This is a genomic window from Halomonas sp. A29 (genome assembly GCF_046723295.1).
Lineage (GTDB): Bacteria > Pseudomonadota > Gammaproteobacteria > Pseudomonadales > Halomonadaceae > Halomonas.
This window is the reverse complement of record NZ_JAXQPR010000005.1, coordinates 398127-417237: the sequence shown is the minus strand read 5'-3', so window position 1 is coordinate 417237 and position 19111 is coordinate 398127. Positions and strand designations below refer to the sequence as shown.

The following is a 19111-nucleotide window of genomic DNA, read 5'->3' as shown; positions in this document are numbered from 1 at the left end:
AGGAGGTGAGTTGATATGAGTTTGAATCCGAGAGACATCGTGGTGGTCGACGGCGTGCGTACTGCCATGGCCAAGGCCAAGAACGGCGCTTTCCGCAACGTGCGAGCCGAGAACCTCTCCGCCGCGGTGATGCAGGCACTGTTCGATCGCAATGCCGGTCTCGACCCGGCCGAAGTCGACGACATCATCTGGGGCTGCGTCAACCAGACCCTCGAGCAGTCGATGAACATTGCGCGCAATGCAGCGATCATGACCGGTATTCCGCGTACGGTGCCGGCCCAGACGGTCAACCGTCTGTGTGGGTCCTCGATGACGGCACTGCATATCGCCGCGGCCAACATCAAGGCGGGTATGGGGGACTTCTACGTCATCGGTGGTGTCGAGCACATGGAGCATGTGCCCATGGCTCATGGGGTCGACGTCAATCCCGCTGCCAGCAAGTATGCCGCCAAGGCTGCCATGATGATGGGCCTGACTGCCGAACTGCTGGGCAAAATGCACGGTGTCACCCGCGAGGACCAGGACAAGTTCGGCGTGCGTTCGCACCAGCGCGCCGCTGCGGCCAGCGATCAAGGCTACTTCGATAATGAAATCATCGGAGTCGAAGGCCACGATGAGCGGGGCTTCCGCAAGTTGGTCAAGCATGACGAGGTGATTCGTGTCGGCGCCAGCCTGGAGGACATGGCCAAGCTCAAGCCGGTATTCGACCCGCGTAGCGGCACGGTGACGGCAGGCACCTCCTCGGCGCTCTCCGTTGGCGCTTCCGCCATGGCGGTGATGAGCTACGAGCGGGCACGCGCCTTGGGGCTCGAGCCCATTGCCAAGGTGCTCTCCACCGGCGTGGCGGGCTGCGACGCTTCGATCATGGGCTACGGTCCGGTGCCGGCCTCGAAAAAAGCGCTCAAGGCTGCCGGGCTGTCGTCTCAGGACATCCAGACCGTCGAGCTCAACGAAGCCTTCGCCGCTCAGGCGATCCCGGTGCTCAAGGATCTGGGTTTCCTCGACGCCATGGACGAGAAGGTCAACCTCAACGGCGGGGCTATCGCCCTGGGCCACCCGCTGGGCTGCTCCGGGTCGCGTATCTGCACCACGCTGCTCAACGTGATGCGTCAGCAGGACACCACCCTGGGGCTCGCCACCATGTGTATCGGCATGGGGCAGGGTGTGGCAACGGTCTTCGAGCGCTTGAAGTAAGCCTGAAGCAGGCCCCTGCTTGGCCAACGGCCCCGCCCTTTCGGGCGGGGCCGTTTTGTTTGCTGCGTTGACGCCCGGATCGTCGAACAATAAGATGTATTTGTTTTGCATCTTATTAAATCCACTGCGAGGGGGCTACCATGGGGCTCAAGCATCTGTTCAAGAGAGACAAGGCGGAAGACAAACAAGCCGTACAGACATTCGAGCCGGGAGCGTCGACATCAGCGGCTGCGGACGTCAGCCCAGGCGAGCCTGCCAGCGCCGACGCCGCAAAGAAGAAAAAGCACGGAGAGCCAGGAGTCTGCTGCGGGTCGTGCAGCAACTGAGTCTTGTGAGAGCGGTAAGCAACGGACATGTCCCTTCGGGCATGTCCTACAGCACTCCCGCTTCGAGCCCCGCTGCCAGATAGAGCCCCAGCTCCTCTACCTGCTCGATGAATCCCTCTTGCCATTCGCCACGCAGGACCAGTGGCTCCTGCGCCCAGCGCCAGCGCAGTCCCGTAACGATGCCTTCAACAGCCCTGCGTGTACCTGTGCCGTCATGGCCTGCTCGCACGTAGAGCGCACAGGGCAGGCCCTGTTTTTCTTCCAGCACGGGGTAATAGCTACGGTCGAAGAAATCCTTCAACGCACCGCTCATGTAGCCCAGGTTCTCGGTGGTTCCAAGCAGGATGGCGTCGCAGGCCAGCACGTCTTCGGGGCCTGCATCCAGCGGTGCCTTCACGCTGACCTCGATCGCGTCGATATCGTCATGCATGGCGCCGCGTTCGGCGGCATTCCGCAGTCTGAGAGTATTGGGTGAGGGCGCATGGGCCACGATCAGCAATCGCTTCATGTTTGACAGTCTAACGGCTTTTTCCGACGCTGTTTCGACACCTTCCCGTTTCACCCAACCGGAGGAATCACGCACATGGCCTTTGCACTTTCGACCATGCAGGTGAAAAGCTCGGCCTTCGAGGCGCATGGCGCCATCCCCACTCGGCATACCGGCGAGGGCGATGATCTCTCACCGCCGCTGAGCTGGAGCGGCGCCCCCGAGGGTACCGAGGGCTATGCGGTCATCTGTCATGATCCGGATGCGCCCTTGGTCCAGCACGGCAGCTATGGTTTCGTCCACTGGCTGCTCTACAACCTGCCAGCTTCCACCACCTCGCTGGCCGAAGGCGCGGGTGATGGCTCGCGCGGCAACAACGACTTCGGCAAGGTCGGCTACGCTGGCCCGATGCCGCCGGAGGGCCACGGTGTGCATCACTATTACTTCTGGGTGCTGGCGTTGGACAAACCGACTGAGTTGCCTGAGGGGCTCGGCTTGAGTGAACTGCTCAAACAGCTCGAGCCTCACTTGCTGGGCATGAACCGCCTGATCGGCACTTACCGGCGCGGCTGATCCACCCGCTGTTCATGACGGTCGGGTGGGCGGCGATATTCCACCGCTGTTCCAGCACGGAGACAATGTTTCCGTGCTTGATCTCCATATTTAGTTGCGAGCGGTGCCTCGAGTGCACCGTCTGGTGGCCGTTGTGCGCTTACGTCCAATTTTCCTTGCGCAATAGGCGGATACAAACTCGCTTTGCATGCAAACCTTTCCGGGTCTAGGTTGGATCATTACCAGTTTGGATAACTGGCGTTTCGCTTAGATCAAGGAGGAGCATGCGATGAAAAACGACGTGCAGGATCTGTTTCCAACGCGATTGGAGCGCAAGCTGGGCATGTTCGAGCGTATCGACCCGGTGGTCTTTACCGAGCGGGGAGAGCGCAGCGGAGGTCCGCTGAGCGAGGAGCAGGTTAGCGAATACGAGGAGAAGGGGTTCCTGTCGTTCGAGGGGTTCTTCGACCGTGACGAGATGCAGGCCTTCATCGAGGAGCTGCATGACTACGAGGAGGATGAGGACCTGAAGCTGTCCGAGGGCACCATCCTCGAACCTGGCCGACAAGAGATTCGCTCGATCTTTGGGATACATGAGGTTTCCGAGCGTTTCAGCCGATTGACGCGGGACCCGCGACTGCTGGCGATGGTCGAGCAGTTGCTTGGCAAGGGCGTGTACATTCACCAGTCACGCATCAACTACAAGCCCGGCTTCAAGGGCAAGGGCTTCGATTGGCACTCGGACTTCGAGACCTGGCACAGCGAAGATGGTATGCCGCGTATGCGCTCGCTGAGCTGCTCCATCGTTCTCACCGACAACGGCGAGTTCAATGGACCGCTGATGTTGATTCCGGGCTCCCACAAGCAGTTCGTCCCTTGCGTGGGGCGTACGCCGACGGACAACTACAAGGAGTCCCTCAAGAGCCAGGATGTGGGTGTCCCCGACAATGCCAGCCTGCGCGAACTGATGCTAAAGGGCGAGATCGAGGCGCCGAAGGGACCTGCAGGCACTTTGGTGATGTTCGAGTGCAATACCATGCACGGTTCCAACATGAACATGTCCTGCTGGCCGCGCAGCAACCTCTTTTTCGTCTACAACAGCGTCGAGAACGGCCTGCTGAATCCCTTTTGCGGCAATCGTCCGCGCCCCGAGTTCCTGGCCAATCGCACGGACTGGAATCCATTGGAAGCAGTCGGATGATGTGCAGCCAGGCCCGTGCTAGCGGCGGCTTGGCGGCGCCACGACATGGAAGTGTGTCAGCCCGGCGAAGCCAGGGCTGACGCCTCAGCGGTGTGCTTTCACGCGCAAGCGGACATAATCAGCTGTCCAGTTGCCATGGCTGTCGTGCAGGCTGGGTGTCAGCAAGGACAAGACGTCATCCAGTACTGCCTCGCGCAAGTCTTCGTCCAGGCCATGCAGGAAGGGGGCGGCAAAGGTGGCTAGCCAGCCGGTCATGCCTGTTGGCAGGCGCGTAGGACGTGGGATCAATTCGATGGATTCGATGGTGAATCCAGCCGTTTCCAGACACTCCCGATACTCCTCGGCAGTGGGGAAGAACCATGGGAAGCGGGCTTTGCCACTGATGCCCCGTGCCTGTAGTGCTGCCAGCAAGGCGGTACAGATCGCCGCAACATTGCCGTGACCGCCGAACTCGGCGACGAAACGCCCGCCCGGCTTCAGCGAGCGATGAATACTGGCTACCACGGCTTGGTGGTTGAGCATCCAATGCAGGGCAGCATTGCTGAACACCGCATCGAACTCGTGCTCGAAAGGCAGGTTATGTGCATCCAGAACACGAGCGTCGAGTCCCCGCGCCCGAGCGGCCTCGACCATGTCGACGGCGGCATCGACACCGACGATGGTGGCACCGGATTTCGCCAGCACTTCGGTCAGGTTACCGTCACCACAGCCCAGGTCGAGGATGCGCTCCCCTGGTTGAGGGGCAAGCAACCTGACTACGGCATCGCCCAGTTCGGCGACGAAGTCGGCGTTATGGGCATAGGCGGCGGCGTTCCAGTGCTGGCCCGGGGCATTATGAGGGGCGTCGGTCATGGTAGTGCTCCAGCAGGACGGGTATGTCGCTTCATGTCTCGTTCATTAAGAATACTCCAATCCGAGCCTTGACATCGCCTGTAGAGAGTCAACGGACAAGGGCTGTCATTCGGCAGCCGGCACTTCCCCTCGGGCTGCCAGCTCCTGAGGCAGCAGAGCGGCATGAATCATGGCGTGAACTGGTGTTGCCACACCCACCGCGCGGCCCAGGCGCACCACGGCGCCGTTCTGCGATTCCAGCTCGGAAGGCTCGCCGGCCATGATGTTGCGCTGCATGGAGGAGGTGCTCTCGGCCGGCATGGCATCGATGAACTGCATGGCGCGGGCAACGGCATCAGGGGGAAAGGCGACGCCATGACCACGGGCTACCTGGTCGATCTCATCGAGCATGGCCTGGATCAGGGCTCGGGTTTCGGGCAGTTGGCGTGTGACTCCGATGGGAGCCCGGCTAATGCTGCCAATACCGCTCATGGCGCAGATGAACAGGAACTTGCTCCACTGGGCGACGCGAATGTCATCGGGAATCTCGGCGTTGACGCCATGCGCCTTGTCGAAAACGGCCTTGAGCCGTGCCGTGCGGGCACTGCTATGGTTGTCACGTTCGCCGAACCGGACGAACGGGTCCACGCCCGCATGGCGAATCTGCCCCGGTGCTTCTCGCCAGGCCAGGATGCCGCACAGGCCTTCCAGTACAGGAGCGTCACCCAGCACCTCGGCCAGGATGTCGGCGGCCTCGACGCCGTTCTCCAGCGGCAGCACCAGTGTGTCGGGACCGACCAGCGGCCGAATCGACTCGGCGGCTTCGCGTACCTGCCATGCCTTGACGGCCACGATCACGCAATCCACTTCACCTATGCTGGCAGGATCATCCGCGGCCTTGACGCTGTCCAGCACGACATCGCCTTTGATGCTATGCACGCACAGTCCATGGCGCTGCATGGCGGCCAGATGCTCGCCACGGGCAATGAAGGTGACGTCTTCGCCGGCTTCGGCCAGGCGGGCACCGAAGTAACCGCCGACCCCGCCGCTACCCATGATGGCGAACTTCATATTGCCTCCTGTCAATTCTCTCTCGTTTCTCGGAGCATAGCGGCTAAGACAGTATTCGTGTGTCCCCGCGCTTTGCTGGGCTGCCTGTGCCGACGAAGCCCGGCAGGCTTGCCCTGGGTCATGCTGGCTTGCCGTTGCGCTGCCCAAGTGGCAGGAAATGGGGCAGACTGATACTCATCGACCCTGCGTATACGGTCTACTACATGCACAACCCTGGACACCGCTCTACGACCGACGAGGAAATCATCGAAGAGGCGGGCCTGCCCTTGGCACTGTGCCGTGTGGCCATTGATACCTATCGCGAGAACGTTGCCTATCTGCACCGGGAGTGCGATCTATATCGGGCCGAGGGATTCCAGGCTCTTTCCAAGGTGGAGGTGCGGGCCAACGGCCAGCGCATTCTGGCGACCCTGAACGTAGTGGATGATGTCGCCATCGTCGGTCATACCCAGCTTGGCCTTTCTGAGGATGCCTTCGCCCTGCTCGGTGTGGCAGAGGGGCAGCCTGTCAGCGTGTCGCAAGCAGAGCCGCCATCGTCGATCCCGGCCCTGCGTCGAAAAATTGCCGGTGAGCGGCTTTCGCGCCAAGACTTCCGTGAGATCGTTCAGGACATCGCCGAGCTGCGCTATTCGAAGATCGAACTCACGGCCTTCGTGGTGGCGTGTGAGCTAGGCGAGCTCGACCGCGAGGAGGTCTTCTATCTCAGTGATGCCATGGGGCGGGTGGGGCGACGGCTCGACTGGCACGAACATCCGGTGGTCGACAAGCACTGCATCGGTGGGATTCCCGGCAACCGCACCTCCATGTTGGTGGTCCCCATCGTGGCGGCCCATGGCCTGCTGTGTCCCAAGACCTCGTCGCGAGCGATCACTTCCCCTTCGGGAACCGCCGATACCATGGAGGTACTGGCCAAGGTGGAAGTGCCCTTTGAGGAGTTGGGTGAGTTGGTGCGTACTCACCGTGGCTGTGTGGCCTGGGGCGGCACCAGCGAACTCTCGCCGGCCGATGACGTATTGATTGCGGTAGAAAGACCGCTCTCGATCGACTCACCGGGACAGATGGTGGCTTCCATCCTGTCCAAGAAGTTGGCGGCTGGCTCGACACACCTGCTGCTCGACATTCCCGTCGGACCCCATGCCAAGGTCAAATCAATGCCTGAGGCGCGCCGACTGCGCAAGCTGTTCGAATTCGTGGCCGGCCGTATGGGATTGATGCTGGACGTAGTGATCACTGATGGCAGCCAGCCAGTCGGACGCGGTATCGGCCCCGTTCTGGAAGCACGCGACGTAATGCGAGTACTCACCAACCATCCACACGCGCCCATGGATCTGCGCCAAAAATCGCTGCGTCTGGCGGGACGTATGCTCGAATTCGACCCCGATATCCGCGGCGGCGACGGCTTCGACATCGCTCGCGACATCCTCGACTCCGGCCGTGCCCTGGAAAAGATGCAGGCGATCATCCGCGCTCAAGGGGAGAAGCCCTTCGACCTCGACAACCCCGAGCTGGCACCGCACCAGTTCGAGGTGGTCGCGCCTCAGGCGGGTGTCGTCATTGCCATCGACAACTTGCGGCTGGCGCAGGTCGCGCGTCTGGCCGGTGCGCCCAAGGCCAAGGGGGCTGGCATCGACCTGCTGGCCCAGATCGGCGATCAGGTCGCGCAGGGCCAGCCACTTTACCGGGTTCATGCCGCTTTCCGTAGCGAGCGTGGCTTTGCCCACCAGTGTAGCGAGCGGGATAGCGGCTACAGTATCGGTCAGCATGAACAGATCAATCGCTTGAACGTGGAGTTCTGATGCACGCCATCCTGCTCTATTTCGACGAGGAGTCCCTTCCCGCGAGGCGCCTGGCTTCGGCGGCGGCCATCGAGGCGCATCGAATCGCATGCCACCGTTTCCCTGATGAGGAGCTCCGTCTTCGCCTGCCAGACATGGCGTTGCCCGGCTGCCTGGTGATCTATCGTAGCCTGGATCGTCCCAACGACAAGCTGGTCGAGCTGATGCTGCTGGCGCGCCATGCTCGTGAGCAAGGCGTAGGGCGTCTGGTGCTGGTAGCTCCCTACCTGGCCTATATGCGCCAGGACATCGCCTTCAGCCCGGGTGAGCTGGTCAGCCAGCGGCTGGTCGGCGGCTTTCTCGCCGAGCTGTTCGATAGTGTCATTACCGTAGATCCGCACCTGCACCGAATCGAGAGCCTCGAACAGGCTGTGCCCGTGCGCCATGCCATCACCCTTTCCGGGGCCCCGCAGTTGGCTATGGCGATCGCCGAGAGGCGACGCGATGCCCTGCTGTTGGGGCCCGACGCCGAGTCGCGGCAGTGGGTTGAGAGTGCGGCCCGAACAGCGGCGCTGGAGTACGGCACATGCATCAAGAAGCGTCACGGGGATTGCGACGTAGAAATTACGCTGCCCGATCTCGTCATTACTGGCCGACGGGTGGTGCTTTTGGACGATATAGCCAGTTCCGGTCGCACCCTGGCCCAGGCCGCGGAGCGAGTGCTGGCCGCTGGGGCAGACAGCGTGGATGTGGCGGTGACACACGCTCTGTTTGCCGGCGATGCCCTTGGTGTCATTCGCCAGGCCGGAGTGGGGGAGATATGGAGTACCGACACCGTCGGCCATGAGAGCAATACCGTATTCATGGCACCGGTGCTGGCCAAGGCACTGGCTGGGATCATGAGCGAGGGCTGAGGCCGCAGCCTAGCGAAAGACCGATGTGGGAAGGCTGAGCGAGGGTGAGGACGCCATTGCGTTCGAGGCCTTCAGGCGAATGAATGCCTCGCCCAGACTGATGTTTGTTCTTACCATGGCATCCGTGCACGACGCCATGCAGCATATGATCAAGAGGAGTGGTACCAGGTGATTCCGAACGACCTGAGATTCGTCCCGATTCTATTCGCCCTTGTTCTCGCGAGCGGTTGTGCCGGCCGCCCGGCACCGGAAGCCGAGCCAGCCATTGCCGAGCCTGAGCAGGTCTCGCCGACCGAGCCGGCGGCGCCCTTGGTGGGTACCACCCAGCATGATCGCTTTTGGGTCCCCCCACTCTTCGCCTCGGAAGAGGACGAAGCCCACTATTACATCAGCCGCCTGGCTGACAGGCGTTTCATCGATGTCTACGGCGGTGGGGAGCATCCGCGGGTCTGGTACATCTCAGCGGAGCGTTTGGGCCAGATCGGCGAGCCAGCCATTCCGCTGCTGTATGCCCTGATCGACACCCGTGACGAGTACGAACTGATGCTGGTGTTGTATGCGCTGCAATTGGCCACCCAAGACCCGCAGCTGATGGCTCAGACCGGAAGTGATTATGTTCGCCTCACCGAAACGCTCAATGAAGGGGCCAACGCTGAGAACCGGGCCATTGCGGTGGAGTGGTGGGAACGACACGGCTGGCGTTGGCAGTAGGGGGCCGGCGTCTGTTGGCGTCCGCTTTGGGGGCAGCCCCTCATCTTCTGGCTCGAGTGGTCAAGTTCCGCTCCGGCGAGCTTGAACTCGTGGCTACCCCGGCGGGCAGCTCGTACGGGCATCTGCTATGGTCACGGCGAGGCCAGGCATGCCGTGGCAGTTCATCAATGGGGCATCGAAATCGAAGCCCTGCGGCGGGTGTCATGAAACTGTCATACGGAGTCTATACCGTTCGCCGACAGTAACGTGGGTGTCATGCATCCGTCACATTTCCATGAACAGAGCAAACGGCCCATTCATGTCGAAACCACCTCCTTCCTCCAACGCAGCGCAGCGCTCGGCACTGGCCCGTGAGCCAGTACGTGAAGTGCCGGCCTGGATGCGCGGTATCTATGCAGGGCTCTGCCTCTATCTCTTCCTGGCGGCCCTGAACGTCCTGGGCGCGGGCCTGGGTACCTTCGGCCGTGCAAGCGACTTCCTGACCCAGCTTTTCGCCTATGGCGAGAACCCCTTCATTGCGCTGCTGGCCGGCGTGCTGGTGACGATGATCGTACAGAGCTCCTCGTTTACCTCGGCGCTGATCGTGACCCTGGTAGCCAGCGGGGAGATGTCGCTGGGCACGGCGGTGTTTGCCATCATGGGGGCCAATATCGGCACCGCCGTCACCGGCGTGATCGTGGCGCTGGCCAACATGCGCATCAAACGCAATTTCCGGCGTTCCTTCACCGCGGCGCTGATGCATGACTTCTTCAATATTCTCACCGTGCTGGTGGTCTTCCCGCTCGAGTTCATCAGCGGTCTGTTCCATGAAGCCGGACGTGGCATCTTTTCGCGCCTGGCTGGCTGGATGGCCGAACTGATCGGCCTGGAGGAAGTGGCGCGACCCAACAGTCCCATCAAGCTCATCACCCAGCCGGTGGTGGACCTGTTCAACGCCATCGGAACCTGGCTGATGCCGACGCCGGCGGCCCAGGGGCTGATGGTGGCAGGACTGGGCCTGCTGCTGATGTTCGCTGCCCTGATCTTCATGGTGCAGAACTTGCGCGGCGCGCTGTTGCGCCACATGGACGGGCTGTTTCGCACCTATTTCTTCCGCAGCGATCTGCGGGCCTACGGCGTGGGCCTGGTTTCTACCGTACTGGTGCAGTCCAGTACCATCACCAGTAGCCTGATGGTCCCCCTGGCCGGGGCTGGTGTCGTGCGTCTGCGGCGGGTGCTGCCGTTCATGATGGGCGCCAACCTGGGAACGACGGTGACCAGTGTTCTGGCTGCTACCGCCAACCCGGTCGCGGCCGCGATGACGGTGGCCCTGTTCCATGTCACCTTCAACGTGATCGGTACCGCCATCTGGTGGCCTCTGCGCTATATTCCGCTCAAGGTGGCGACCTGGTACGGCAAGCTGGCGGCGCGCCAGACCCGTTACGCCTTCATTTTCCTCATCGGTGTGTTCCTGGTGGTGCCCTTGCTGGGAATCGGTGCCGTCGAACTGTTCACGAGCCTGCGCTGAGCGCGGTATTTCGGGAGTTTCCTCCATGTTTCGTCAGCTATACAGCGCCCTGACTTCGGAAAACACCATCAACCTGGCCTTCGAGGATCTCACCCAGATGCTGCAGAACGGTGCCTGGATGTTCGATCGTGCCAATGAGGTATTGCACAGTACGGCGCCTGCCGACGAGGTCCGGCAACCGCTCTACGAGCGCGACCGCAGCATCAACGAGCTCGAGCGCTCGATTCGCCGCAAGGTATTGCGACACTTGACCGTCAACCCCGGCCACGATGTGGCAATCTGCCTGGCCCTGATGAGTGTGGCCAAGGATGCCGAGCGAATCGGTGACTACTGCAAGAACGTTTTCGAGGTGGGGCACTTCTATCGCGAAGGCTTCCATGTCACCAAGTATCAGGAACCGCTCGATCGGATCGCTGCGCAAGTCGTCGAGATGTTCGGCATGGTCATCAAGGCGGCTCGGGACTCCGACGAATCCCAGGCGCGCAAGGCACTGACCAGGGCCGGCGAGGTGCGCCCGCAGTGCGACCGGCTGATCGAAGAGCTGTTTCGTGATGAGGACCAAGTCGCATTCCACGAGGCCGTGGCCTATTCGCTGCTGGCCCGGCACTACAAGCGCGTGGCGGCGCATCTGGCCAACATCGCCACGGCCGTGCTGGGTCGCCTCGAGGATCTCGACTTCTACTCCGACGACGAGACCGAGCTCTGAGCCGGCGGCAGGCAAGCGGGAAGGGCGTCACGCAGTGAACGCGGCAGGATGTTCAGGTCGGCGAACGTGCCCGCACCTTCGCCGACCGTATTGTCCTCGGCCATCATGTAGACCTGATCGCGGGTCAGCGGTGGCCCGGGCAGAGGGGAGGCCAGCAGGGCGGCAAGGTGCCACAGCGGGAACGGCACAGGGAGTAGAGTGCGTTCGCGCTTCAGGTGAGCCATGATCAGTTCCAGCACTTCGCGGTAGCACAGGACATCCAGGCCGCCCAGTTCGAATAGCCGACGCGCCGGCGGAGCATCCCCCAATAGCCGCACCATCGCCCTTGCCACATCCACTACATGCACTGGCTGCAGGTTCGTCTCTCCGTTCCCGAAGAGCGGGATGATAGGTAGCCGGGTCAAGTCTGCCAGGCGGCTGAGGAAGGCGTCATCGGGGCCGAACATGACGCTTGGCCGCAGGATGATTGCCTTCGGATAGGCATCGACGACGGCTGACTCGCCGTGCCCCCGTGCCCTGACGTAGCGTGAGCGCGACGAGGCGCGGGCGCCGATGCCAGAGAGGTGGATGAAGGTCTTGACGCCCTGTACATGGGCCAGGCGAGCCAGGCGTCCAGCACCTTCCACATGCACCTGATCGAAAGTCAGCTTGCGCTGCTCGACGTAGAGGCTCACGGCATTGACCGCCCCAAGGGCACCTTCGAGGGCTCGGCCCACGTCGCTCTCGCTGCGGATATCGACGCTCATCGGCTCCAGGGGATCGTCAGGCTCGGCCCATTGGGGTAGCTCAGGCCGACGCGCCGCGATACGAACCGCATGGCCGGCATCGAACAGTTCTCGCACTACGTGACGACCGAGAAAGCCGGTTCCGCCGAATACGGTGATGGGGGCTTTCGCCATGTTGTCTCCCTGCGTTCGTCGATGCCGGGGCCGCCTGGACGTTGATTGATCTCACTGAGACGGCAAGGGGAGAGGGCCGTTCTCCTTGATCGCGCGTATCGCGAAGCTGCTATCCACGGCGCTGACCATCTGCAACTGTCGGAACTGTCTCAGCCACAGTTCGAAGGCATCCATATCGACAGTAATCACTTGCAGCAGATAGTCGAAGTGGCCGGAAACGCTATGGCACTGGACAACTTCCGGCATGTCTCGAACGTTGCTCTCGAATTCCTCGACCCGCTCCTGCTGATGCTGGTCGAGCCGGACCTGTACGAAGATCGTAATCATCAGGCCGAGCCGAACCTTGTCCAGCTCGGCACGATAGCGTGTTATCAGCCCGGCCTGTTCGAGCCGACGAATGCGTCGGGCGCAAGGAGAGGGGGAGAGACTTACGAGCTCTGCCATTTCGGCAGTGGTCAGACGGGCGTCCTGCTGGAGGGCTTCGAGCAGCATGCGATCGATGCGGTCGAGTTTGAGATTGCGCATGGGGTGCCTCGTCAATGTGGCGTTCAGTGGTTCCTTGGCCGATACCGCTAACCATTACTGCAAGTCTGGCGAATCCGGCTCGTGCTCGCCAGTTTTCAGGCCAGTTCTAGTCGAGATAGCAGCCTACGGGCATGGTGACGGATATAATTTTCACAAATGAGAACGATTGGTGTTATTGATAAAAATGGCTGCGATCTTGTTGCTATCTAGCCACCTTCAGTCATCTTTTGGCCCAAGGTCTTCACATCGATTTCATACAGGACTAAAATGGTCCCAAATGGAGTGCAGGCCTCCGTCACGCGTCCGTGCCATTCAGGAGTCAGGCATGCTGAAGCTTTCCCGGATGACAGACTACGCCGCCGTGATTCTGGCGCAGATCGCTCGGCATCCCGAGCAGTCCCATGCGGCGGCAGAGCTGGCCGAGACCGTCCAACTGCCGCACCCCACGGTCAGCAAGACCTTGAAGATGCTGGTCAAGGCAGGGCTGCTGGAATCGCGTCGTGGCGCCCAGGGCGGCTATTCTCTGGCGCGGCCGGCATCGCGGATCACCGCCATCGACATCATCACTGCGATCGAAGGCCCAGTGGCGATGACCGAGTGCAGTCATGTCGGGGGCGATTGCGATCTGCTCGCCACCTGTGGCGTATCGGACAACTGGCAGCGTGTGTCCGTCGCCGTGCGCACCCTGCTCGACAGCGTGACCCTGGCCCACCTGGCCGACACCGCGCCGATCAAGCTGCCGGTGCAGTTACCCATACAGAGTGTGAGCCTGGCCGCCGACACGGCTTGAGCCACCGAACCGGATTCATTGCCCGAGGCGAGTACGCTCGCCGGCCCAACAGCCCGGGAGGGGAGAGAGACCATGGCAAGTGAGGAAATGGAACAGCTTGTCCGCCGCGAATACAAAGAAGGATTCGTGACGGACATCGAGAGCGAGACAGTGCCGCCAGGGCTCGATGAAAGCGTCATCGCTTTCATTTCCAACAAGAAGGGCGAGCCAGAGTGGATGCTGGAGTGGCGTATCAAGGCCTACCATCAGTGGCTCAAGATGACACCGCCTTCCTGGGCGCATCTGGAGTACCCGCCCATCGATTATCAGGCGATCTCCTATTACAGCGCGCCGAAGCGTCCCGAGGATCGTCCCCAGAGCCTCGACGAGGTCGATCCCAAGCTGCTCGAGACCTACGAGAAGCTGGGTATTCCGTTGCACGAGCGGGCCGCCCTGGCCGGTGTGGCCGTTGATGCGGTATTCGACTCCGTCTCGGTAGCCACTACCTTCAAGGACAAGCTGCACGAGGCGGGCGTCATTTTTTGCTCCATCTCCGAGGCGATTCGCAACTACCCGGAGCTGATCAAGCAGTATCTGGGTACGGTGGTGCCGGTGGCGGACAACTACTTCGCCGCGCTCAACTCGGCGGTGTTCACCGATGGTTCCTTCGTCTTCGTGCCCAAGGGCGTGACCTGTCCGATGGAGCTTTCCACCTACTTCCGTATCAATGCCGCCAACACCGGTCAGTTCGAACGCACCCTGATCATCTGTGAAGAGGGTGCCCAGGTCTCGTACCTCGAGGGCTGCACCGCGCCGATGCGCGACGAGAACCAACTGCATGCAGCGGTGGTGGAGCTGGTGGCGCTGGACGACGCCTACATCAAGTACTCTACGGTGCAGAACTGGTACCCCGGCGACGAGGATGGCAAGGGCGGTATCTACAACTTCGTCACCAAGCGCGGCGATTGCCGCGGCGACCGTTCACGCATCAGTTGGACCCAGGTCGAGACCGGTTCCGCCATCACCTGGAAGTACCCCTCCTGCGTGCTGCGCGGAAAGAACAGCATCGGCGAATTCTACTCGGTGGCAGTGACCAATGGGCGCCAGCAGGCCGATACCGGCACCAAGATGATTCACATCGGCGAGGGGACGCGTTCCTACATCGTTTCCAAGGGCATCTCCGCCGGGCGCAGCAACCAGTCCTACCGCGGGCTGGTCAAGATCGGCCCGCGGGCCAAGGGGGCGCGCAACTTCACCCAGTGCGACTCGCTGCTGATCGGCGACAAGTGTGGGGCGCACACCTTTCCGTACCAGGAGATCGGCAACAGCACCGCCACGATCGAGCATGAGGCGACCACCTCGAAGATCGGCGAGGACCAGCTGTTCTACTGCCAGAGCCGTGGTATCTCCGAGGAGGATGCAGTGAGCATGATCGTCAACGGCTTCTGCAAGGACGTGTTCCAGGAGCTGCCGATGGAGTTCGCTGTCGAGGCCGAAGCCTTGCTTAACGTCACGCTAGAGGGAGCGGTGGGCTAAGGTCCTCGTACTCGGCCCTGCTCAGTCAATTTATTTCGGGTCGCGGTGGCGGCTCGGCAGAATCGAAAAGGTACTCAAGATGCTCGAAGTCAAGGATCTGCACGTCAAGGTGGAAGGCAAGGAAATCCTCAAGGGCCTGAGCCTGACCATCAACGCCGGGGAAGTGCATGCCATCATGGGCCCCAACGGGGCCGGCAAGTCGACCCTGTCGGCGGTGATCGCGGGCAAGGAGGGCTACGAGGTAACTTCCGGCTCGGTCACCTTCGAGGGACGCGACGTGCTGGAGATGGAAATCGAGGAGCGCGCCCAGGCGGGCCTGCTGCTGGGTTTCCAGTACCCGGTGGAGATCCCCGGCGTGAAGAACATCTACCTGCTCAAGGCGGCGCTGAACGCGCAGCGTGAGGCCCGTGGCGAAGGCGAGATCCCGGCGCCCGAGTTCCTGAAGTTGGTCAGGGAGAAGCTGGCGCAGATGAAAATGGATGCCAGCTTCCTGCAGCGCGCCGTCAACGAGGGCTTCTCCGGCGGCGAGAAGAAGCGCAACGAGATCCTGCAGATGCTGGTGCTGCAGCCCAGGCTGGCCATGCTCGACGAGATCGACTCCGGTCTCGATATCGATGCCATGCGCGTGGTTGCCGATGGCGTCAACTCCCTGCGTGACGAGAAGCGCGCCATCCTGCTGGTGACGCATTACCAGCGCCTGCTCGACTACATCGTGCCTGACAAAGTACACGTGCTGGTCGATGGCCGCATCGCCAAGAGCGGCGACGCTGAGCTGGCCAAGGAGCTCGAATCCAGAGGGTATGACTGGGTAGTGGAGGAAACGGCGGCATGAGTGACGTCCAGAGCGAAGTGACCACCTTTCTCGAGCGTCTGAGCGAGCGCAGCGCCGTACGCGCCGAGTCACAAGGGCCTGAGCCTACCTGGATCGCTGCCCGCCGCCAGGCCGGGGCGGCCCGCTTCGAGGCGCTGGGCTTTCCCACCCGTCGCGATGAGGCATGGAAGTATACCGACGTGCGTGCCATCGCCCGCGGCGATTTCGCCCTGACCGACAGTGCCGAGTTCTCGCCGGCCTCGGCGGCGGCATTGACGCTGCCCATCGAGGCGCACCGGCTGACCTTCGTCGACGGCGTCTTCTCTGCGGCCCTTTCCGATCTGGGCGAACTCCCTGGCGGCGTGGCGGTGCTGCCTCTGTCCCAGGCGCTGGCCGAGAATCACGAAGCCGTGGGCGGGCCGCTGGGGCGGCTGACCGGCGTCGACTTTTCGCCGTTCTCGGCGCTCAATACCGCCTTCATGGAAGAAGGGGCCGTGGTACGCCTGGCGCCGGGCAGCGTAGTGGAGAAGCCGATCCTGCTGCAGTTCCTGTCGCGGGCCAATGACAAGCCGGTAATGAGCCACCCGCGCATCCTGGTCGAGGCCAGTGCACGCAGCCAGGCCACGCTGATCGAGCATCATATCGGTGAGAGCGAGGCGGCCAACTTCACCAACCTGGTGGCCGAGCTGCTGCTCGACCGCGGCGCGATACTCACCCACTACAAGCTGCAGGAAGCCGCACTTGGTGACTTGCATGTGGCCAGCATCCACGTCGAGCAGGGCCGCGACAGCCGCTACACCTCGTTCAACCTTAACCTGGGCGGTAGCCTGGTGCGCAACGACCTGGTCAGCGAGCTCAACGGGGAAGGGGCCGAGGCCAATTTCTACGGGCTGTTCTACGGCCAGGGCCGCCAGCATATCGACAACCATACCCTGGCCAATCACAACGCCCCGCGTACCTTCTCCAACGAGAACTACAAGGGCATTCTCGACGACCGTGCCCGTGGCGTGTTCAACGGCAAGGTGGTGGTAAAGCGCGACAGCCAGAAGATCGAGGGCTTCCAGAGCAACGCCAACCTGCTGCTCTCGGACCGCGCCGAGATCGATGCCAAGCCGGAGCTCGAAATCTACGCCGACGACGTCAAGTGCTCCCACGGCACCACCACCGGGCAGCTCGACGAGGAGGCGATCTATGCCCTGCGTACCCGTGGCATCGACCTGCAGACCGCACGCGGTCTGCTGACCCTGGCTTTCGCTGGCGAAGTGATGGAACTGGTCGACCTGGATGCAGTGGCCGAGCGGGTGGAGCTGGCGGTGGCCGGCAAGCTGCCGGAGCGTTTCAACCTGGCCGGGCTGGTGGAAGTATCCATGGCCCTGCACGACGAGTGAGCGAGGAGAGAGCGATGAACCACCTGGCCACCGAGCAGACGCTCAATGCACCGGCCCTGGACGTGGCCGGGATTCGCGCTCAGTTCCCGATCCTGGAGCGGCAGGTCCACGGCCGGCCGCTGATCTACTTCGACAACGCCGCCACCAGCCAGACACCGCTGGCGGTGATCGACTGCTTCCGCGACTACTACAGCCGCTACAACGCCAACATCCATCGCGGCCTGCACACCCTGGCCGACGAGGCGACGGCGGCTTATGAGGCGACCCGTGAAACGGTACGCGCCTTCCTGGGCGCGGCAGACCGGCGCGAGATCGTCTTCACCCGTGGTACCACCGAGGCGATCAACCTGGTGGCCAACAGCTGGGGCCGTGCCAACCTCAAGGCGGGCGATGAGGTACTGGTCTCGTTGCTGGAGCATCACTCCAACATCGTGCCCTGGCAACTGCTGGCCAGCCAGCTCGGCATCACTGTCAAGGTGATCCCGGTGGACGAGCGCGGCGTGCTGGACCTGGATGCCTACCGTGCGCTCTTCAGCGAGCGCACCAGGCTCGTGGCGGTCAACCACGTCTCCAATGCCTTCGGCACCGTCAACCCGGTGCGCGAGATGGCGGCTATTGCCCATGAGCGCGGCGCGCTGATCCTGATAGACGGCGCTCAGGCGACGCCTCACCAGCGCGTCGACGTGCGTGACATCAATGCCGACTTCTATGCCTTTTCGGGGCACAAGGTCTACGGCCCCACCGGCGCCGGCGTGCTCTACGCCAAGGCCGAGCTGCTGGAGGCAATGCCGCCCTGGCAGGGCGGTGGCGAGATGATCAAGAGCGTCTCCTTCGACGTGCCGACGACCTTCGCCGACATTCCGCACAAGTTCGAGGCGGGTACGCCGGCCATCGCGGAAGTAATTGCGCTGGGTGTGGCCCTCGACTGGGTCAGTAACGTGGGGATCGAGCGTATCGGTGCCTGGGAGGCGACGCTGCTTGAGCGGGCCACGGGGGCCGTATCATGCATCGACGGGCTGAGACTCCTGGGGACGGCGCCCAACAAGGCCGGTGTACTCTCCTTCGTTGTAGACGGTGCGCACTCGCAGGACATCGCGCTGCTGATCGATCAGCTCGGCGTGGCGATTCGCACCGGCAACCACTGCGCCCAGCCGCTGCTGGCGCACTTCGGCGTGACGGCCACATGCCGAGCCTCGTTCGCTGCCTATAACACCCTCGAGGAAATCGACACCTTTGCCGATGCCCTGGAGCGTGTGATTGGAATGGTGCGTTGACCATGTCGAGCATTGAACAGATCGCCAGCCTCGAGAGAGGGCAGACACTGCCCCTGCAGCGTGACGTGGAGGCCATCTCGATTCCTTTCGGCAAGACCATTACCTTGCCCGAGGACAGCGTCGTCAGCGTGATGCAGGCCAAGGGCAGTTCGGTAAGCGTAGGCTACGAAGGGCGGCTCTACTTGATTGAAGGCAGCAATCTCGATGCCCTGGGGCTGGAGCCGTTGCCGCGTCCGACCCTGCCCGCGGAGGCCAGCGACGAGGAGATCGAGCAGTTCGTCTGGGATCAGTTGCGCACCTGCTTCGACCCCGAGATCCCGGTCAACATCGTTGACCTGGGCCTGGTCTACGGCTGTCGTATCGAGCGGCTGATCAGCGGGGAACGGATCGTCACCATTCGCATGACGCTCACTGCGCCGGGTTGTGGCATGGGCGACGTGATTGCTGCCGATGCGCGCAACAAGATCCTTGGCGCGCCTCAGATCAGTCGCGTGCATACCGAAATCGTCTTCGATCCTCCCTGGAGCCGTGAGATGATGAGCGATGAGGCGAAGCTGGAACTTGGCATGTTCTAGCCGCAGTCCGAGCCTTCCCACTACGGGTGTCGGGGCAGGGCTTCGTTATTTCTTGCCCG

Annotated in this window: 20 protein-coding genes; 15 read left to right on the top strand and 5 right to left on the bottom strand. The window is 62.3% G+C overall.

The window, feature by feature from the left end:
- The first annotated feature begins 15 nt into the window (after positions 1-15).
- Positions 16-1194 carry an acetyl-CoA C-acyltransferase FadA gene (gene fadA, locus SPH52_RS12350; protein ID WP_411795312.1) on the top strand — a complete coding sequence of 393 codons (1179 nt, stop codon included), beginning with the start codon at positions 16-18 and terminating at the stop codon, positions 1192-1194.
- Positions 1195-1334: 140 nt separating this feature from the next.
- The gene (locus tag SPH52_RS12345) at positions 1335-1520 is read left to right on the top strand and encodes a CCGSCS motif protein (protein ID WP_411795311.1); all 186 of its coding nucleotides are present in this window, start codon (positions 1335-1337) and stop codon (positions 1518-1520) included.
- Between the two features lie 46 nt (positions 1521-1566).
- Here SPH52_RS12345 and SPH52_RS12340 read toward each other — a convergent pair whose 3' ends face one another.
- Entirely contained in the window at positions 1567-2028 is a 462-nt protein-coding gene (locus SPH52_RS12340) for a flavodoxin family protein (RefSeq protein WP_411795310.1), read from the bottom strand.
- Between the two features lie 75 nt (positions 2029-2103).
- Between SPH52_RS12340 and SPH52_RS12335 the strand changes: the two genes are divergently transcribed.
- Together SPH52_RS12335 and thpD are read left to right on the top strand one after the other, a co-directional pair.
- Entirely contained in the window at positions 2104-2580 is a 477-nt protein-coding gene (locus SPH52_RS12335) for a YbhB/YbcL family Raf kinase inhibitor-like protein (RefSeq protein ID WP_411795309.1), read from the top strand.
- 268 nt (positions 2581-2848) lie between these two features.
- Entirely contained in the window at positions 2849-3760 is a 912-nt protein-coding gene (gene thpD / locus SPH52_RS12330; protein WP_411795308.1) for an ectoine hydroxylase, read from the top strand.
- An 84-nt stretch (positions 3761-3844) separates the two neighbouring features.
- Here the strand turns inward: thpD and SPH52_RS12325 are convergent, their stop codons facing one another.
- Both SPH52_RS12325 and SPH52_RS12320 read right to left on the bottom strand, forming a co-directional pair.
- Complete coding sequence (locus SPH52_RS12325) at positions 3845-4612, bottom strand: class I SAM-dependent methyltransferase (protein ID WP_411795307.1); 768 nt, start codon at positions 4610-4612, stop codon at positions 3845-3847.
- A 105-nt stretch (positions 4613-4717) separates the two neighbouring features.
- On the bottom strand, positions 4718-5662 hold the full coding sequence (locus tag SPH52_RS12320) for a 2-dehydropantoate 2-reductase (protein ID WP_411795306.1): 945 nt from the start codon (positions 5660-5662) through the stop codon (positions 4718-4720).
- A gap of 203 nt (positions 5663-5865) precedes the next feature.
- Here SPH52_RS12320 and SPH52_RS12315 point away from each other — a divergent pair, with 203 nt between their 5' ends.
- The 5 genes from SPH52_RS12315 to SPH52_RS12295 all read left to right on the top strand — a co-directional run bounded on the left by SPH52_RS12315 (position 5866) and on the right by SPH52_RS12295 (position 11275).
- Complete coding sequence (locus SPH52_RS12315) at positions 5866-7458, top strand: thymidine phosphorylase family protein (protein WP_411795305.1); 1593 nt, start codon at positions 5866-5868, stop codon at positions 7456-7458.
- Entirely contained in the window at positions 7458-8351 is an 894-nt protein-coding gene (locus tag SPH52_RS12310) for a ribose-phosphate diphosphokinase (protein ID WP_411795304.1), read from the top strand. Before SPH52_RS12315 ends, SPH52_RS12310 begins: the two co-directional genes overlap by 1 nt.
- 168 nt (positions 8352-8519) lie before the next feature.
- Positions 8520-9062 (top strand): hypothetical protein, encoded by a 543-nt coding sequence (locus SPH52_RS12305; protein WP_411795303.1) that lies wholly within the window; start codon positions 8520-8522, stop codon positions 9060-9062.
- A gap of 298 nt (positions 9063-9360) precedes the next feature.
- Positions 9361-10569, top strand: a complete 1209-nt coding sequence (locus tag SPH52_RS12300; protein ID WP_411795302.1) for a Na/Pi symporter — start codon at positions 9361-9363, stop codon at positions 10567-10569.
- A gap of 25 nt (positions 10570-10594) precedes the next feature.
- Entirely contained in the window at positions 10595-11275 is a 681-nt protein-coding gene (locus tag SPH52_RS12295; RefSeq protein WP_411795301.1) for a phosphate signaling complex PhoU family protein, read from the top strand.
- Here SPH52_RS12295 and SPH52_RS12290 read toward each other — a convergent pair.
- Positions 11248-12174 (bottom strand): complex I NDUFA9 subunit family protein, encoded by a 927-nt coding sequence (locus tag SPH52_RS12290; RefSeq protein ID WP_411795300.1) that lies wholly within the window; start codon positions 12172-12174, stop codon positions 11248-11250. The two genes, SPH52_RS12295 and SPH52_RS12290, sit on opposite strands and share 28 nt — an antisense overlap.
- A gap of 51 nt (positions 12175-12225) precedes the next feature.
- Positions 12226-12699 carry an Lrp/AsnC family transcriptional regulator gene (locus SPH52_RS12285; RefSeq protein WP_411795299.1) on the bottom strand — a complete coding sequence of 158 codons (474 nt, stop codon included), beginning with the start codon at positions 12697-12699 and terminating at the stop codon, positions 12226-12228.
- A 325-nt stretch (positions 12700-13024) separates the two neighbouring features.
- On the opposite strand from SPH52_RS12285, the gene SPH52_RS12280 reads away from it, so the two are divergent.
- The 6 genes from SPH52_RS12280 to sufT all read left to right on the top strand — a co-directional run bounded on the left by SPH52_RS12280 (position 13025) and on the right by sufT (position 19052).
- Positions 13025-13489: an SUF system Fe-S cluster assembly regulator gene (locus tag SPH52_RS12280; RefSeq protein ID WP_411795298.1), complete on the top strand. Its 465-nt coding sequence runs from the start codon at positions 13025-13027 to the stop codon at positions 13487-13489.
- A 72-nt stretch (positions 13490-13561) separates the two neighbouring features.
- Positions 13562-15004, top strand: a complete 1443-nt coding sequence (gene sufB, locus SPH52_RS12275; protein ID WP_411795297.1) for a Fe-S cluster assembly protein SufB — start codon at positions 13562-13564, stop codon at positions 15002-15004.
- Between the two features lie 79 nt (positions 15005-15083).
- A complete protein-coding gene (gene sufC, locus SPH52_RS12270; RefSeq protein WP_411795296.1) occupies positions 15084-15836 on the top strand; it encodes a Fe-S cluster assembly ATPase SufC in 753 nt (250 codons plus the stop codon).
- Positions 15833-17203, top strand: a complete 1371-nt coding sequence (sufD, locus tag SPH52_RS12265) for a Fe-S cluster assembly protein SufD (protein ID WP_411795295.1) — start codon at positions 15833-15835, stop codon at positions 17201-17203. The genes sufC and sufD overlap by 4 nt, the downstream gene beginning before the upstream one ends.
- A gap of 14 nt (positions 17204-17217) precedes the next feature.
- Entirely contained in the window at positions 17218-18477 is a 1260-nt protein-coding gene (locus SPH52_RS12260; protein WP_411795294.1) for an aminotransferase class V-fold PLP-dependent enzyme, read from the top strand.
- 2 nt (positions 18478-18479) lie between these two features.
- On the top strand, positions 18480-19052 hold the full coding sequence (sufT, locus tag SPH52_RS12255; protein ID WP_411795293.1) for a putative Fe-S cluster assembly protein SufT: 573 nt from the start codon (positions 18480-18482) through the stop codon (positions 19050-19052).
- Positions 19053-19111 lie beyond the last annotated feature (59 nt).

Excerpts from the sequence above, each read along its gene's own strand:
- sufT (WP_411795293.1), top strand. The coding sequence starts at position 18,480 with ATGTCGAGCATTGAACAGATCGCCAGCCTCGAGAGAGGGCAGACACTG.
- SPH52_RS12315 (WP_411795305.1), top strand. The coding sequence starts at position 5,866 with ATGCACAACCCTGGACACCGCTCTACGACCGACGAGGAAATCATCGAA.
- SPH52_RS12335 (WP_411795309.1), top strand. The coding sequence starts at position 2,104 with ATGGCCTTTGCACTTTCGACCATGCAGGTGAAAAGCTCGGCCTTCGAG.
- SPH52_RS12310 (WP_411795304.1), top strand. The coding sequence starts at position 7,458 with ATGCACGCCATCCTGCTCTATTTCGACGAGGAGTCCCTTCCCGCGAGG.
- sufD (WP_411795295.1), top strand. The coding sequence starts at position 15,833 with ATGAGTGACGTCCAGAGCGAAGTGACCACCTTTCTCGAGCGTCTGAGC.
- SPH52_RS12340 (WP_411795310.1), bottom strand. The coding sequence starts at position 2,028 with ATGAAGCGATTGCTGATCGTGGCCCATGCGCCCTCACCCAATACTCTC.
- SPH52_RS12345 (WP_411795311.1), top strand. The coding sequence starts at position 1,335 with ATGGGGCTCAAGCATCTGTTCAAGAGAGACAAGGCGGAAGACAAACAA.
- SPH52_RS12325 (WP_411795307.1), bottom strand. The coding sequence starts at position 4,612 with ATGACCGACGCCCCTCATAATGCCCCGGGCCAGCACTGGAACGCCGCC.
- SPH52_RS12295 (WP_411795301.1), top strand. The coding sequence starts at position 10,595 with ATGTTTCGTCAGCTATACAGCGCCCTGACTTCGGAAAACACCATCAAC.
- SPH52_RS12285 (WP_411795299.1), bottom strand. The coding sequence starts at position 12,699 with ATGCGCAATCTCAAACTCGACCGCATCGATCGCATGCTGCTCGAAGCC.
- SPH52_RS12260 (WP_411795294.1), top strand. The coding sequence starts at position 17,218 with ATGAACCACCTGGCCACCGAGCAGACGCTCAATGCACCGGCCCTGGAC.
- fadA (WP_411795312.1), top strand. The coding sequence starts at position 16 with ATGAGTTTGAATCCGAGAGACATCGTGGTGGTCGACGGCGTGCGTACT.
- SPH52_RS12300 (WP_411795302.1), top strand. The coding sequence starts at position 9,361 with ATGTCGAAACCACCTCCTTCCTCCAACGCAGCGCAGCGCTCGGCACTG.
- sufB (WP_411795297.1), top strand. The coding sequence starts at position 13,562 with ATGGCAAGTGAGGAAATGGAACAGCTTGTCCGCCGCGAATACAAAGAA.
- SPH52_RS12320 (WP_411795306.1), bottom strand. The coding sequence starts at position 5,662 with ATGAAGTTCGCCATCATGGGTAGCGGCGGGGTCGGCGGTTACTTCGGT.
- sufC (WP_411795296.1), top strand. The coding sequence starts at position 15,084 with ATGCTCGAAGTCAAGGATCTGCACGTCAAGGTGGAAGGCAAGGAAATC.
- SPH52_RS12290 (WP_411795300.1), bottom strand. The coding sequence starts at position 12,174 with ATGGCGAAAGCCCCCATCACCGTATTCGGCGGAACCGGCTTTCTCGGT.
- SPH52_RS12280 (WP_411795298.1), top strand. The coding sequence starts at position 13,025 with ATGCTGAAGCTTTCCCGGATGACAGACTACGCCGCCGTGATTCTGGCG.
- thpD (WP_411795308.1), top strand. The coding sequence starts at position 2,849 with ATGAAAAACGACGTGCAGGATCTGTTTCCAACGCGATTGGAGCGCAAG.